We start from the raw sequence: 15,469 nt of genomic DNA on the forward strand, positions 1-15,469 counted from the left end.
TGAAAATTATTGAAAATACTTTTGAAAACATGCTATTATTTTTTTAAGAGAAAGTTAGAAACGCTGTTTCGTAATAAGAAACAAATGAAATTAAAAGCAGCAATCAAAGGAGGAAATGAATAATGGAGAACTATGTGAAAACAGGAAGTCTGCAGGTTGCAAGGGAGCTCTATGAATTTATCAATTCCGAGGCTTTGCCGGGAAGCTTCGTTGATCAGGAGCAATTCTGGTCCGGTTTGGAAGCGCTTATAAATGATCTGACCCCTAAGAATAAAGCATTGCTTGCAAAGCGTGATGAAATTCAGCATAAGCTGAACACATGGCACAGGGAAAACAAGGATTTTGATTTTAATAGCTATAAGTCATTTTTGGAAGAGATCGGCTATCTTGAGCCAAAAGCCGAGGATTTTAAAATTACTACAGAAAATGTGGATGAAGAAGTAGCTGTGAAGGCCGGACCGCAATTGGTCGTTCCAGTTAATAACGGGAGATATGCGATCAATGCAGCAAATGCCCGGTGGGGAAGCTTGTACGATGCACTTTATGGAACCGATGCAATCAGTGAAGAAAATGGGGCAAATAGGGACGGCGGATATAATCCTGTAAGGGGAGAAAAGGTTATTGCATTTGCCAGGGAATTCCTTGACCAAACTGTTCCTCTCTCAAGCGGTTCGCATAAAGACGCTGTACAATACAAGGTTGATGAAGGGAAACTGGCAGTTGTGCTGGGCAATGGGGAAACTGCAAAACTAAAAGAAGAAGCAAAGTTTGCCGGATACCAGGGAGAGCAGAATCAGCCTTCTGCGGTACTCTTAAAGAATAATGGACTTTATTTTGAGATTCAGTTTGACAGAAGCCACCCAATTGGAAAAACGGATGATGCCGGGGTGAAGGATGTTTTACTTGAAGCTGCAATTACCACAATTATGGACTGTGAGGATTCAGTAACCGCAGTTGATGCTGAAGACAAGGTCCTTGTATATCGCAACTGGCTCGGTTTAATGAAAGGTGACCTTTCCGCAGCCTTCACAAAGGGCTCTAAATCAATGACACGTAAATTGAATCCTGACCGTTCATATGTGTCTGCTGAAGGGAAGGAGTTTTCATTACCTGGACGCTCATTAATGTTTGTCAGGAATGTCGGACATTTAATGTCCATTAACGCTATTTTGGATGCAGAAGGAAATGAAGTGCAGGAAGGGATCCTCGATACGGTAGTTACTTCCCTGATCGGGAAGCATACATTGCTTGGAAATGGACCATACCAAAACACATCTGAGGGATCCATTTATATCGTTAAGCCAAAAATGCACGGTTCCAAAGAGGTTGCTTTTGCAAACGAGTTATTTGACCGGACGGAAGATCTGCTTGGACTGGAGCGGAACACACTGAAAATTGGTGTAATGGATGAGGAGCGCCGTACTTCCTTGAATCTTGCAGCCTGCATCCGTGAAGTAAAGGAGCGCATTGTTTTCATAAACACCGGATTCCTTGACCGTACAGGGGATGAGATGCACACTTCCATGGAAGCTGGCCCGATGATCCGCAAGAATGATATGAAAGCAACAGCCTGGCTAAAAGGCTATGAAAAATCCAATGTCAATACAGGCCTTGAAACAGGCTTCCAGGGACGTGCGCAAATTGGAAAAGGCATGTGGGCTATGCCTGATATGATGGCAGATATGATGGAGCAAAAGATCGGCCATTTGAACGCCGGCGCCAATACTGCCTGGGTACCGTCTCCAACTGCAGCCACCCTTCATGCATTGCATTACCATCAGGTAGAAGTTCAGAAGGTGCAAAACAAGCTGCTGGAGGAAGTTACAGATCTTCGTGACGAAATTCTGCAGATACCGGTTGCAGAAAATCCGCAATGGACTCAAGAGGAGATCCAGGAAGAACTGGAAAACAACGCACAGGGTATCCTCGGATATGTGGTACGCTGGGTTGAGCAGGGCATCGGCTGTTCCAAAGTTCCTGATATCAATAATATTGGTTTAATGGAGGACCGTGCGACATTAAGGATTTCGAGCCAGCATGTTGCAAATTGGCTTCACCATGGCATCTGCACGAAGGAACAAGTGCTTGAGACACTTAAGAAAATGGCTAAGGTAGTAGATGAACAAAACAGTGGAGATACCGCATACCGCCCAATGGCAGCTGATTTCGATCAATCGGTTGCATTCCAGGCAGCATGTGACCTTGTTTTCGAAGGCTATGATCAGCCAAACGGCTATACAGAACCAATCCTGCACCGCCGCCGTCTTGAAGCGAAATCCAAGTATGCAGTAAAACAGTAATAGTGTAGAACAGGGCATGAATGTGCCCTGTTTTTCTAAGACTGATTTCGCAAGGTTTGTTCCTTTATATATATTGTTGCAGTGTTGATTGGAGCGGAAGGTGCGATCCTCAAAAATGCATTCGCATTTTCTTGGTGCGGTGTTTATTCAAGGAAGCTTATTCAAAGTCCTGAGGGAGCAGCGGGACAGGTGAGAACCCGCAGACGCGCAGCGCTGAGCCTCCTGGAGCGGAAATCAACGGACAACATTGTTGGTGTTAAATACAACATTTTATACGAAAAGAGCCTTTTCTAAAGATCTGCAGGCTTAAAGTTACCGAGGGGAGAGGAAGAAAAATGAAGTTTACAAGATATGAAGTTAATGGAGCAGTACATGAAGGAGTATTAGAAGAGGGTATTTATAAAGAAATTAAAGGGGATATTTTTGGAGATTGGGAGTATACAGGCCAGAGCTTTTCGCAGAATGAAGCAAAACAGCTTGCACCCCTGGTTCCTAATCAGATCATTGGAATTGGAGCCAACTATGTGTCCGAAAAATCGGATTTGCCTGAGACACTCCCTGAAATTCCTGTATTCTTCTTCAAGCCTGTATCTTCTGTTATTGGACCAGATGAGGATATTATCATTCCTGCAGGCATTGAAGAGGTGAAATTCGAATCAGAACTGGCTGTCGTTATTGGCAGAGAAGCAAAAAATGTAGCAGAGTCAGATGTGCTTGATTATGTTTTCGGCTACACAGTGGGGAATGATGTTACTGCTCCGCAATTTTTCCATAATGATGGACATTGGACAATTGGCAAATCTTTTGACAGTTTTACTCCGCTGGGTCCCGTAATCGAAACTGAACTGGATCCGTTTGAGGTAAAGGTTGAAGCAAAATTAAACGGCACAGAAAAGCAGAACAGCAGCACAGATCTAATGATTATTCCAATTCGTAAAATGATTTCATACCTGTCTAATGTCATGACACTGAAGCCGGGTGACGTAATCCTTACAGGAAGTCCTGTTGGAGCTGAGATGGTCAGGTCAGGTGATGTTATCGAATGTGAAATCAAAGAGATTGGAACACTGCGCAATACATTTGCAGTGGCACGTGAAAGCGCAAAAACGGTATAATTCAAGTAAATTGAATTATGGCATTTGCACCTGGGGTGAATATTGTGGAAAGAGAAAATATGGTCAAGTCCGTCAGCAGGGCGCTGGATATAATTACATTGATCAGCCTGAAAAAAACCGGTCTTGGCGTAACGGAAATTGCCAATCAGATAGACATCAACAAAAGCTCTGTTTACCGTATTCTATCTACTCTGGTCCAGTACGGATATATAGAGCAGGACGCCGAAACCGGCAAGTACAAATTAGGGTATAAATTCCTCGAGATCAGTTCAAAGCTGCTTGAATCAATCGATTTGCGTGCAGAAGCAAGGCCTTTTCTGCAGGAGCTTGAAAATGAAACAAATGAAGTCATTCATTTAGTCGTTTACGATCAGGGAGAGGTTGTGTACATCGAGAAGCTTGAGGGCAATGAAACATTAAGAATGCATTCGAAAGTCGGGAAACGCGCTCCCATGCATTGCACATCTGTCGGCAAGGCCATTCTGGCACACCTGCCTTCAAGCATTGTGTCTGATATTCTTGAAAGAAAAGGGATGCCGGTCCATACAGATAAAACCATAACGGATAAAGAAGAATTCATGAAAGAATTGGGTCAGGTAAGGCAAAAAGGATTTGCTCTTGATCTGGAAGAAAATGAATATGGAATTACGTGTGTTGCCGTTCCTATTTTTGACCACCTTGGCAAGGTTATTGCTGCAGTCAGTATTTCAGGACCGACCATGAGAATGACAGATGATCGGCTTGATGCATTAAAATCCAAAATGGTAAAGACAGGACAAGGAATTTCAGCACGTCTTGGTCATGTAAGCCGAATCAATTAGTAATTAGCTCGATATATCTCGATAAAAAGATATATTGAGCTAATTTTTTTGTATATACATACAAATTTTTTTGTGTAAATACATAGATTAAATTTTCCAAATATTATTGAAATTGTGAAAAATGTTTGTATAATGTAAATAAGCCTAGTGCCATGTTGTATAACAAAACCATTATAGTTATATAACATGTTTTGCTATCCGCAACAAAGTGCAATCATTGTTCGTTATTACAAAACAAAGGAGGAAATGTAATTTGAGTACAGGAATGTTAGCTTTACTATCTTTATTGCCAATTATTGCAGTTGCAGTATTTCTTGTCGGATTGAGATGGCCGGCAAGTAAGGCGATGCCAATCTCATACCTTGTAGCAGTAGTTCTTGCTCTATTTGTTTGGAAAGTTTCAGGGGCAAAAGTTGCCGCTGCATCCATCAATGGCCTGGTTGTTGCCGGAACACTTCTTTATATTATTTTCGGCGCTATTCTGCTTCTAAACACCCTTCAGGAAAGCGGCGGTTTAAAAACCATTCGTCAGGGATTCACAGATATATCGCCTGACCGCCGAATACAAGTAATTATCATAGCCTGGCTGTTTGGTTCTTTTATTGAAGGAGCGTCCGGGTTTGGTACTCCAGCCGCTGTAGCAGTCCCGCTATTAGTGGGCCTTGGCTTTCCGGCTATGGCCGCAGTTATTGCCGGGATGGTCATTCAAAGTACACCGGTGTCATTCGGTGCTGTAGGGACACCGATGCTTGTCGGCGTTCAGACCGGTTTATCGGGCAATGCGAGTCTTACCGATAACCTGCTTGGACTGGTAACTCAAATTGCAGGACAAGTAGCCATTCTCCATATGATTGCCGGCACATTGATTCCTTTATTTGTAGTAGCTTTAATGACAAGATTTTTCGGCAAAAATAAATCATTTACTGAAGGAATAAAAATCTGGAAGTTTGCACTATTTGCTGCATTTGCCATGACGATCCCTTATGTTATTGTAGCGAATGTCCTTGGACCTGAATTCCCATCAATGATCGGGGGATTAGCTGGTTTAGCAATTGTTGTTTTTGCAGCTAAAAAAGGCTTTCTTATGCCGCCAAAGGATCAGGTTTGGGATTTTGAAGAGAAATCCAAGTGGGATCCTGAATGGACTGGCAAGCTGGAAATCAAAGCTGTTGCCCATAAGAGCGGAAGCATGAGCATGATGCGTGCCTGGACTCCTTATGTTTTAGTTGGCCTATTCTTAGTATTGTCAAGGTTGAAATCGCTTCCATTTTTAGAGTTGCTTCAGGCGTGGACGGTCAAATTTGAAAACATTTTTGATTCCGGTATCACTTCAAGCTTCCAGCCGCTGTATTTGCCGGGAACGATTTTTATTCTTGTATCTGTTATCACTTATTTTATCCATGGAATGAATTCCAGTTCATACAAAAAAGCCTGGGCAGATTCGGGAAAGACAACTGTAGCTGCTTCAACAGCTTTAATTTTCACGGTTCCGATGGTACAGGTATTTATCAACACCGGCGGGGGAGAAGCGGGCTATAATCAGATGCCGATCGAGCTTGCGAACGGTGCTGCAGCTCTTGCTGGAGAATTCTGGCCGTTCTTTGCCACCTTCATCGGGGGTCTAGGAGCCTTTATTGCAGGAAGTAATACCGTCAGTAATATGATGTTTGCATTATTCCAATATGACGTCGGCTCACAGATCGGGGTGGATGCAACCTGGATTGTAGCCCTTCAGGCAGTCGGAGGAGCAGCTGGAAACATGATTTGTGTGCATAACGTCGTTGCTGCATCAGCTGTTGTGGGACTTGTTGGAAAAGAAGGCGCTGTCATCCGCAAAACGTTATTCCCATTCTTCTACTATGCCCTGCTGGCAGGATCTGTAGGTTACTCGATTGTCTGGTATTCGCAAAAAGGGATTTTCAATATCGGTTCCTTCATTGCAGTTGCCATCGCAGTCGCAGCTGTTTATATAATTGCAACAAATAACAAGCGTTCCAACATGATTTTGCCTCCGCCACCGGTGAATGTGAAATCTGCTAAATAAGAACACTTTTGACTGGTTTAGCCCTTTGGCTGAACCAGTTTTTTTCTTTTTATAAAAAGTTTAATTTTCCCCTTCTCTTTTCCAATTACTTGTAATATAATCTAACTGTGTCAACTGTACTAGGAATCATAGTACACTGCATACAGATGGGAGGGCAAGCATGTTTGAATTGGATGTAAGGAGCCGAAAACCTATATATGAACAGCTGGTTGAGCGGCTTAAAGAGCTGATCATCACAGAGGTCTTTACTGCGGATGAACAGCTGCCTTCCGTTCGAACGCTGGCCCAGCAGCTGACGATCAATCCTAATACCATTCAGAAGGCATATAGGGAGCTTGAGTCCCAGGGCTATATTTATTCCATAAAAGGGAAAGGCAGTTTTGTCAGTGCAGCGACACCCAATCTGAACAGCGAAAAAATAGAAAAAGTGAAAAATGAACTTTCAAAGCTTTTATCAGAGGCTTTATACCTTGGAATCACAAAAAATGAATTATACAAGCTCATACAGGAAATAGAAGCAGCTATAGGGGGAGGGATAGAAGATGATCAAAATCCGTAATGTGCGCAAATCTTTCGAGGAGATGGATGCTGTCGAAAATGTCTGCATTGAAGTGAATAAAGGGTCCATATACGGCTTGCTTGGTTCCAATGGAGCCGGAAAAACAACACTTTTAAAGCTGTTGGCAGGCATCTATGCAGAGGATGAAGGAAGCATTGCCATTGACGGCCAGCCGGTGTTCGAGAACCCGCAAATGAAAGATAAGATCTTTTTTATTCAGGATCATCCCTATTTTCTGCCTCAATATACAGTTAAGCAGATGGCGCAATTCTATAAAAATATTTACAGCATGTGGGATGAAGAACGATTTGAAGAACTGGCTGCTATTTTTGAAATGGATATACATAAAAAGATTCATAGATTCTCCAAAGGCATTCAGAGGCAGGCTGCTTTTATCCTTGCTTTGTCTGCCAGGCCGGAAGTGTTAATTTTGGATGAGCCTATGGACGGGCTTGATCCCGTAATGAGGAAGAAAGTGAAAAGCCTGCTGATCGATGAGGTTGCTGAAAGAGAAATGACAATTCTTATTTCCTCTCATAATCTGCGCGAAGTGGAAGACCTATGTGATTTTATAGGCATTATGCATAATGGGCGCATGATTCTTGAAAAAGATCTTGATGACCTTAAAACAGATACACATAAAATTCAGGTTGCCTTTAAAGGATCTGTACCAGCCATTTTCGATTCGCTGAAGATCCTTCATAAAGAAAAAAGAGGCAGCATTGTGATCTGCATTGTAAAGGGAGATGCAAAGGAAATATCGTCATATGTAGAACAATTTAAACCTGTGATTTTCGATATGCTTCCCCTGACATTAGAGGAGATTTTCATTTATGAAATGGGGGACATTGGATATGCAGTCCAAAACATCCTTGATTAAAAGGGAAATTTTAAAAACGATTTTCAGAAGTGTCGGCTGGGTCTCCATTGTGTATTTTCTCGGCCTGTTCTTTGCCATTCCTCTTGATATCATAATGAATTCTTCAGAGGAACAGCGGAAATTCCTGGACATTGACAATCTGTTTCAATACAACTTCCAGCTCCAATTTATTTTTAGTATATCAGTACCGGTGGCCTTGTCTGTGTTCTTATTCAGGTATACACAGGTAAAGCAATATAGCGATTTGATGCACAGCCTCCCGGTTAAAAGGAAATCCATTTTCCATCAATATGCTTTAACAGGAATCATGCTATTAATTTTGCCGGTATTACTCATTGCTTTGATTATCCTGGTTCTTTACCACCCCATGAATTTGCAGGATTTTTATTCAATGGGGGAGATCCTCAATTGGGTGGGCATCACGCTTTTATTTAATATTGTAATTTATCTGACAGGTGTTTCTGTAGGAATGCTGTCGGGATTATCGGCGGTACAGGGTGTGTTAACGTATATTTTTCTCCTGCTCCCTGTAGGTCTGATCATTTTAGTTTCTATTAATTTGCCTTTCTATTTATTCGGTTTTCCAGGCCAATACTATATGACAAGCAAATTTGAAAAGTTCTCTCCTTTGATTGCATTTACTCAGATGAATATGCGTACACCGTCAAGTGTGGAGGCTGCCGTTTATCTCTTACTTATTGTATCTCTGTATTTTCTTGGCTTGCAGATTTATAAAAGGAGAAGAATGGAGGCAGTCTCCCACGCGCTTGTTTTTCCGATAACAAAGCCCATTTTTAAATTTGGTGTGACGTTTTGCACGATGCTTCTTGGAGGGGGTTATTTCGGTGAGATGCAGGGCGGCACGAGCTGGATTATCGCGGGATATGTTTTTGGAGCACTGATTGGATATGCGGCGGCCGAAATGGTTCTCCAGAAATCATGGCGAGTGACTATTCATGTAAAAGGATTGATGGTCTATACAGCCATAATGGCGGCTTTATTCCTCTTATTCCAAATTGACTTGACTCAGTATGAAAAAAGCATACCGCAGAGCAATGAAATTGAGCGGGTCCATTTCAGCGAGAGTTTTCACCTTTATAATGATATTGATCATGAGGAACCGCTATATTTAAAAGAATACGAGAATATTGACTTGGTCAGAAGGTTTCATGAAAAGATTGTAAAGGATGAAAACAGAAAGGCTCAGGATTCAGGACGCGGTTCCGTTTTTATTGTGTATGAACTAAAGAATGGCGAAAAGCTGGTCCGCGATTACAGCATTAACAAAAGGGAATATAAGCCATATCTTAAGCTGATTTATGAATCGAATGAATATAAAATGGCAACAAATGAAATCTATCAGGTACCGGAAGATGAAACTACGAAAATCACGATTACCCCATCAGGGCCAGTTACAAAGCGGGCGGTCATTACAGACAAAGAAGAACTTAAAGAAGCTGTTCAGATATTGACTGAGGAAGTGGATACTGCTTCATATGAGGAGCTTCAGGGAATTGATGAGCCATATGCTCATATTGAGATTTATTATAATGACAGCAAAAAAGCCTATATGACCTGGAATCCTTCTTATACGAGGTTTGAGGAATGGCTGAAAGAAAAGTCATTGCTGAATGATGCAAAAGTGAATAGCAATGATATTTCTTATGCACTGGCTGCAAAAGCGGAGGATATCGATATTAACTTTGCTGCAGGGTACTCTTATGAGGAAGTTTTTGAAAAGATGAGTGACAGTAAATCATCAATCAAAATTACAGATAAAGAACAAATAGAAAGCAGTTTGAGTAATTCAAATGGGTACATTGAAGAAGAATATATAATTGCATTCTATTTTGATGAACAAAGGACAATGGATATTAAGAGCTTTACTGAAAAAACAGTGCCTGAATTTATAAAGGAACGGCTTCAATAATACGGGAGAAATTTACAGGAGAGGGGGATTACAGTGATAAAACCTTCAATGGATATGAGAGAAATCTGCAGACTATACAATAAGCGGCTCTATCATATTGCTTACAGCATTACCCGGGATCATTATCTTGCGCAGGATGTTGTTCAGGAAACACTGATCAAGGCTTATAAAAAAATGGACAGCATAGATGATCAGGATAAGCTGGGAGCATGGTTATCATCAATTGCGACCAGAACTGCAATTGATTTTGTGCGAAAAGAAAGAAGGACTAATGAGAGGATACAGGATTCCGTTGATTTTGAAAACTGCATGGAAAGCAGGTACAGCGATACCGGGCAGGAAGCAGAGATTAATATGCTTCAGGAGCAGATATACGCATATGTGGATTCCCTCTCCTATGAACAGAAAAGGGTGTTCCTGCTTAAAACAAAGCATGGACTGAAGGAAAGAGAAATAGCGGACATTCTTCATCTCAACCCAAACACTGTCAAAACAAAATTATATCGGGTCAGACAGCATCTGAGAGAAATCCTTGCTGACCGGAATTTGGCATAGAAAAACAGCTTCTGAAAAGGAGCTGTTTTTTTTTGCAATAACAAGAATTGATAATTAATCAGCCATTCAGCAGGAAAATCACCTTTCCAAATGGAAATGACTTCATAGAGAACCTGACTAATAAAAGGAGGATCATTATGGAAGTGAAAGAATGCAGAGCCATAATCACAGGCGGTGCATCAGGGCTTGGAGAGGCGACAGTGAGAAAAATAGCCGGATGCGGAGGGAAGGTCCTAATTGCAGATTTGGCGGAAGATCGGGCAGCTCACCTTATCATGGAACTGGGTGAAAATGTTCTTTTTATGAAAACGGATGTTACAAAAGAAGAAGACGTACAGAGGGCAGTGGGATTTGCTTCTGAACAATTTGGCAGCATCAATACTGCAGTTAACTGCGCCGGCATCGGAATTGCCGCGAAGCTTTTAGGCCGAAAAGGCGTCCATTCTCTGGGCATGTTCCAAAAGGTCATAATGATAAATCTGGTCGGGACTTTTAATGTCATTCGTCTGGCTGCTGAACAAATGGCAAAGAATGATCCGAATGATCAAGGTGAAAGAGGTGTGATTATTAATACGGCTTCAGTCGCAGCCTTTGAAGGACAAATTGGCCAGGCAGCATATAGTGCATCCAAAGGCGGAGTGGTTACCATGACCCTGCCGATCGCCAGAGAGCTGGCGGGTTATGGGATTCGTGTAATGACAATTGCCCCCGGGTTGTTTAACACTCCAATGTTTGAATCACTGCCTCAGGAGGCAAGGGATTCATTGGGGAAAATGGTGCCTTTTCCTTCAAGACTGGGTTATCCTGAGGAGTATGCCAGGCTGGCTGAAAGTATTTTAGTGAATCCGATGCTGAATGGAGAAACGATCCGTCTGGATGGCGGCATCCGCATGCAGCCGAAGTAAATAAGGGTACCGTCCTTCTTACAAAGGCTGTCTTCGCAGGCTTTGTTGCTTTTTGTATATTATTTACTGAGTTGATTGGAGCGGAAGGTGCGAGATCCTCGAAAATGCTAACGCATTTTCTTCGTGCTGTGTTTCTCAGGGGAGTTTATTCAACGTCCAGCGGGAGTAGCTGGACAGGTGAGACCCCGCAGACGCGAAGCGTGGAGGAGGATCACCGCCTGCCCCGCGGTTCGCTGAGCATCCTGGAGCGGAAATCAACGGACAATATTAATAGGCGAAAAAACAATTTATACAAAAAAAGCCTTTACGAAAAATATATATATTTTAAAAAATGAATTTTAAATGTTCTAAAAATATAAATAATTATTGTACAATTTAATTGTAAGCCTTTACAAAAGCGGTGGATATCACTTTGTGTTATGCCAAAAAAATTTTAGTTTCGGAGGTTCATATTATGGCTGCGTCATACCTGCAGGAAGAGCATGAAATTTTTAGAGAATCTCTGCGTAAGTTCTTAGAGAAAGAAGCCTATCCTAACTATGAAAAATGGGAAGAGGCTAGAATCATACCCCGTGAATTTTGGCGCAAGATGGGGGAGCAGGGTTTTTTATGCCCTGATATAGACGAAAAGTATGGCGGAAGCAATGTCGATTGGGGCTTCGCAGTCATAATTAATGAAGAACTTGAACGGGTTGGGTCCGGCATGGTGGGAATTGGGCTCCACAATGATATCGTCGTCCCATACATTACTGCTTATGGAACCGATGAACAAAAGGAAAAGTGGCTTCCAAAGTGTGCAGCGGGTGAAATCATTACGGCGATAGCCATGACTGAACCTGGAGCCGGCTCTGACTTAGCAGGCATCAGAACGACAGCAAGGCTTGATGGGGACCATTACATAGTGAATGGCGAAAAGACCTTTATTACCAACGGAATTCATTCCGATTTAATCATCATAGCCTGTAAAACAGATCCCCATGCCGTCCCACGGCATAAAGGCGTAAGCCTGCTTGCGGTCGAGAGGGGAACTGAGGGGTTTTCAAGAGGGAGGAAATTAAACAAGGTCGGTCTTCATTGTCAGGATACGGCAGAGTTAATTTTTGAAGATTGCAGAGTTCCGAAAGAAAACCTGATCGGCGAAGAAGGAAAAGGTTTTCTGTATTTGATGGATAAGCTGCAGCAGGAAAGACTTGTCGTTGCAATCGCTGCACAGGTGGCTGCTGAGGAAATGCTTAATTTAACAATAGATTATGTTAAGAATCGCGAGGCATTCGGAAAACCGGTCAGCCAGTTTCAAAACACTCAATTTAAGATTGCCGAAATGGCAACAGATATTGAGATGGGAAGGTCGTTTCTTGATCAATTGATCACAGAGCATATGGCAGGAAAAGATGTAGTTACAAAGGTCTCCATGGCGAAATGGAAGCTTACTGAAAACGCCCGGAATATTGCCGCAGAATGCATGCAGCTTCATGGCGGCTATGGCTATATGGAAGAATACGAGATTGCGAGGAGATATAGGGATATACCAGTTGCCAGTATATATGCAGGCACAAATGAAATCATGAAAACTATTATTGCGAAGAACATGGGTTTATAAGGAGGAGTAAACATGCGTGAAGCTGTCATCGTCGAAGGGGTCAGAACACCAGTAGGAAGAAAAAACGGCTTACTAAAGGACATCAGGGCGGATGATTTGGCTGCAGAAGCGTTAAAGGCACTTGTGAAACGTGCAGGCCTGAAGCCGGAAATGATTGATGATGTCATTCTTGGCTGTGTCTCGCAAATAGGCGAGCAAACAGGGGATATTGCAAGGGTAGCTGCATTGATCGCAGGGTTTCCAATCGAAGTGCCAGGTACAACCATTGACCGCCAATGCGGATCCAGCCAGCAGGCTGTTCACTTCGCAGCTCAGGCTATTTTAGCAGGGGATATGGATATTGTGATCGCAGGAGGGGTCGAAAGCATGTCCCGTGTTCCTATCGGCTCCAGCTATCAGGGGGTCGGGTTCAGTGAAAAACTGACAGACAGACATGAAATCATCCACCAGGGCTTATCTGCTGAACGCATTGCTGAAAAATATGGATTTACAAGAGAAGAGCTTGACCGCTATTCATTTGAGAGTCATCAGAAGGCTTTAAATGCCCAGGCTGAAGGCCGGTTTGAGAGAGAGATTGAAACATTGGATGTGGCAATGTCTGATGGACAGCTTTTGACGGTAGCAGAAGACGCTGGACCGAGAAAGGAAACCTCTCTGGAAGCATTGGCAAGCTTAAAAACTGTTTTTAAAGAGAATGGAGTGATTCATGCAGGAAATTCCAGTCAAATCAGCGATGGAGCAGCAGCACTACTTATTATGTCACGTGAAAAGGCAGAGGAGCTTGGAATGAAACCGAGGTTCAGAATACTGGCGCGTACAGCAGTGGGCTCCGATCCTGCTTTAATGCTGACTGGACCAATACCGGCAACAGAGAAAGTGTTAAAGAAAGCTGGACTGGCTATAGAGGACATTGATGTGTTCGAAGTGAACGAAGCATTCGCTCCTGTACCGCTTGCCTGGCTGAAAGAAACAGGAGCGGATCCGGCAAAGCTTAATCCAAATGGGGGTGCCATTGCACTTGGCCATCCTTTAGGCGGAAGCGGTGCAAGGCTGATGGTCACCATGATGCATGAACTCGAAAGAACAGGGGGGCGCTATGGACTGCAGACCATGTGTGAAGGTCTTGGTATGGCGAATGCGACTATTATTGAACGATTAGATTGAAAAATGGGGAGGAATGAAAATGACAACTACTATAGGAAGAATTTTTGATCTCACGGCCGGAAAGTTTCCGGATAAAGAAGCTTTGTATGATGTCAGAAAAAATCTGCGTTTTACTTATAAGGAATGGAGTTTTGAGATCAATAAATTGGCCAATGCCTTAATAAATGCAGGCGTCAGGAAGGGTGATAGGGTTTCAACCTGCCTTTTTAACACCGAGGAACTTGCTACAGCATTCTTTGCCTGTGCAAAAATCGGCGCAGTATTTAATCCGATCAACTTTAGGCTAATGTCAGAAGAAATTGCTTATATTCTCCAGGATGCAGAGCCAAAAGTAGTGTTATTTGAACAAATGCTGGAATCCGGCATCACCCCCATCGCTAAGCGTTTTCCGCATACAAAGTTCTGGTACATTGATGACAATGCTCCTCCATACGCTTCATCCTATCACGAAAAGGTGGATGCAGCATCGAATGATGAAATTGATTTTGAGATAAATGAAAATGATTTGTACGCAATAATGTACACAAGCGGCACCACGGGAAGGCCAAAGGGTGTAGTCCACAGACACAGGGATATGGCTGAACAAAGTCTGATTGTTATAGGAGCGACAAAGCTTGAAAGTAATGACAACGGACTCGTGACTGCACCTATGTTCCACTGCGCAGAGCTTCATTGTGCCTTTTTGCCAAGGGTGCATGTGGGTGCTGCCAATACCATCCTGCATCACTTTGATGCAAAGGAAGTATTGCGGTTAATATCTGAAGAGAAAATTACAAAGTTTTTTGCAGCTCCGACCATGTGGAATATGCTGCTTCAGGAAAACTTAAGCCATTATAATCTGGAAAGCCTTAAGCTGGGATTGTATGGAGCGGCACCGATGGCTCCTGCTCTTGTTTATGCGTGCCGTGAAAAATTGGGCATCTCCCTGGTACAGGCATATGGAATGACCGAGATGGGTCCTGCGATTACGTTTTTATCGGAAGATGATCAAATCAGGAAGGCTGGGTCTGCAGGACAGGCCTGTTTAAACCATGAAATCAGGATTGTAAGGCCGAATGAGAATGGTCCATCAGATCCTGATGATGTGATGCCTTCTGGAGAAACGGGTGAAATCATCGTAAAAGGCCCATGCATGATGAGTGGTTATTTCAATCGGGACGCGGCAACCGATCATGCCATGCATGGAGGCTGGTATCACTCTGGTGACATCGGATATCTGGATGACGAAGGCTTTTTGTACGTCAAAGACAGAGTCGACGATATGATCATTAGCGGAGGAGAAAATATTTATCCCCGTGAAGTGGAGGATCTTTTATATACACATAAGGGCGTACTGGATGTGGCAGTAATTGGCCAGCCTGATGACCGCTGGGGTGAAACCGTCACAGCTTTCGTTGTCAAAAAAGATCCGGCACTGTCTGAAGAAGAACTCGATGAATTGTGCCGGAATAGTGATGAACTCGCCAATTATAAGCGTCCTAGAAAATATGTCTTCTGTGAAGCTCTTCCAAGAAATGCGAGCGGCAAAATTCAAAAGTTCATGCTCCGAAAACAGCTGGAGGATCTGTTCGCTGAAGGAAAAATCTAGCCGGAAGA

Annotated in this window: 12 protein-coding genes; all 12 read left to right on the forward strand. The window is 42.9% G+C overall.

Going from position 1 to position 15,469, the window contains the following annotated elements; all coding sequences use genetic code 11:
* The first annotated feature begins 122 nt into the window (after positions 1-122).
* The 12 genes from AC3WTL_RS00945 (at position 123) to AC3WTL_RS01000 (ending at position 15,461) form a co-directional block, all read left to right on the forward strand.
* Positions 123-2,300, forward strand: coding sequence for a malate synthase G (locus AC3WTL_RS00945; protein WP_248348097.1), 2,178 nt, complete (start codon positions 123-125; stop codon positions 2,298-2,300).
* A 335-nt stretch (positions 2,301-2,635) separates the two neighbouring features.
* A complete protein-coding gene (locus AC3WTL_RS00950) occupies positions 2,636-3,415 on the forward strand; it encodes a fumarylacetoacetate hydrolase family protein (protein ID WP_492368786.1) in 780 nt (259 codons plus the stop codon).
* Between the two features lie 44 nt (positions 3,416-3,459).
* Positions 3,460-4,236 carry an IclR family transcriptional regulator gene (locus AC3WTL_RS00955; protein ID WP_048011067.1) on the forward strand — a complete coding sequence of 259 codons (777 nt, stop codon included), beginning with the start codon at positions 3,460-3,462 and terminating at the stop codon, positions 4,234-4,236.
* 253 nt (positions 4,237-4,489) lie between these two features.
* Positions 4,490-6,280 (forward strand): L-lactate permease, encoded by a 1,791-nt coding sequence (locus AC3WTL_RS00960; protein WP_248348096.1) that lies wholly within the window; start codon positions 4,490-4,492, stop codon positions 6,278-6,280.
* 160 nt (positions 6,281-6,440) lie between these two features.
* The gene (locus tag AC3WTL_RS00965) at positions 6,441-6,839 is read left to right on the forward strand and encodes a GntR family transcriptional regulator (RefSeq protein WP_248348095.1); all 399 of its coding nucleotides are present in this window, start codon (positions 6,441-6,443) and stop codon (positions 6,837-6,839) included.
* Positions 6,823-7,719: an ABC transporter ATP-binding protein gene (locus AC3WTL_RS00970; protein ID WP_197249373.1), complete on the forward strand. Its 897-nt coding sequence runs from the start codon at positions 6,823-6,825 to the stop codon at positions 7,717-7,719. Before AC3WTL_RS00965 ends, AC3WTL_RS00970 begins: the two co-directional genes overlap by 17 nt.
* Positions 7,673-9,649 (forward strand): DUF6449 domain-containing protein, encoded by a 1,977-nt coding sequence (locus AC3WTL_RS00975; RefSeq protein WP_492368787.1) that lies wholly within the window; start codon positions 7,673-7,675, stop codon positions 9,647-9,649. Before AC3WTL_RS00970 ends, AC3WTL_RS00975 begins: the two co-directional genes overlap by 47 nt.
* A 33-nt stretch (positions 9,650-9,682) precedes the next feature.
* Positions 9,683-10,204, forward strand: a complete 522-nt coding sequence (locus AC3WTL_RS00980; RefSeq protein ID WP_226617545.1) for an RNA polymerase sigma factor — start codon at positions 9,683-9,685, stop codon at positions 10,202-10,204.
* 137 nt (positions 10,205-10,341) lie between these two features.
* Positions 10,342-11,109: a 3-hydroxyacyl-CoA dehydrogenase gene (locus AC3WTL_RS00985; RefSeq protein WP_248348092.1), complete on the forward strand. Its 768-nt coding sequence runs from the start codon at positions 10,342-10,344 to the stop codon at positions 11,107-11,109.
* Between the two features lie 454 nt (positions 11,110-11,563).
* Entirely contained in the window at positions 11,564-12,709 is a 1,146-nt protein-coding gene (locus AC3WTL_RS00990) for an acyl-CoA dehydrogenase family protein (RefSeq protein ID WP_248348091.1), read from the forward strand.
* Between the two features lie 12 nt (positions 12,710-12,721).
* Positions 12,722-13,873, forward strand: a complete 1,152-nt coding sequence (locus tag AC3WTL_RS00995; RefSeq protein ID WP_248348090.1) for a thiolase family protein — start codon at positions 12,722-12,724, stop codon at positions 13,871-13,873.
* Positions 13,874-13,892: 19 nt separating this feature from the next.
* Positions 13,893-15,461, forward strand: a complete 1,569-nt coding sequence (locus AC3WTL_RS01000) for a fatty acid--CoA ligase (protein WP_492368788.1) — start codon at positions 13,893-13,895, stop codon at positions 15,459-15,461.
* Positions 15,462-15,469 lie beyond the last annotated feature (8 nt).

This window comes from Cytobacillus sp. EB106-05-05-XG126 (genome assembly GCF_058791715.1).

Excerpts from the sequence above, each read along its gene's own strand:
- AC3WTL_RS00965 (WP_248348095.1), top strand. The coding sequence starts at position 6,441 with ATGTTTGAATTGGATGTAAGGAGCCGAAAACCTATATATGAACAGCTG.
- AC3WTL_RS00970 (WP_197249373.1), top strand. The coding sequence starts at position 6,823 with ATGATCAAAATCCGTAATGTGCGCAAATCTTTCGAGGAGATGGATGCT.
- AC3WTL_RS00945 (WP_248348097.1), top strand. The coding sequence starts at position 123 with ATGGAGAACTATGTGAAAACAGGAAGTCTGCAGGTTGCAAGGGAGCTC.
- AC3WTL_RS01000 (WP_492368788.1), top strand. The coding sequence starts at position 13,893 with ATGACAACTACTATAGGAAGAATTTTTGATCTCACGGCCGGAAAGTTT.
- AC3WTL_RS00990 (WP_248348091.1), top strand. The coding sequence starts at position 11,564 with ATGGCTGCGTCATACCTGCAGGAAGAGCATGAAATTTTTAGAGAATCT.
- AC3WTL_RS00995 (WP_248348090.1), top strand. The coding sequence starts at position 12,722 with ATGCGTGAAGCTGTCATCGTCGAAGGGGTCAGAACACCAGTAGGAAGA.
- AC3WTL_RS00985 (WP_248348092.1), top strand. The coding sequence starts at position 10,342 with ATGGAAGTGAAAGAATGCAGAGCCATAATCACAGGCGGTGCATCAGGG.
- AC3WTL_RS00975 (WP_492368787.1), top strand. The coding sequence starts at position 7,673 with ATGAAATGGGGGACATTGGATATGCAGTCCAAAACATCCTTGATTAAA.
- AC3WTL_RS00950 (WP_492368786.1), top strand. The coding sequence starts at position 2,636 with ATGAAGTTTACAAGATATGAAGTTAATGGAGCAGTACATGAAGGAGTA.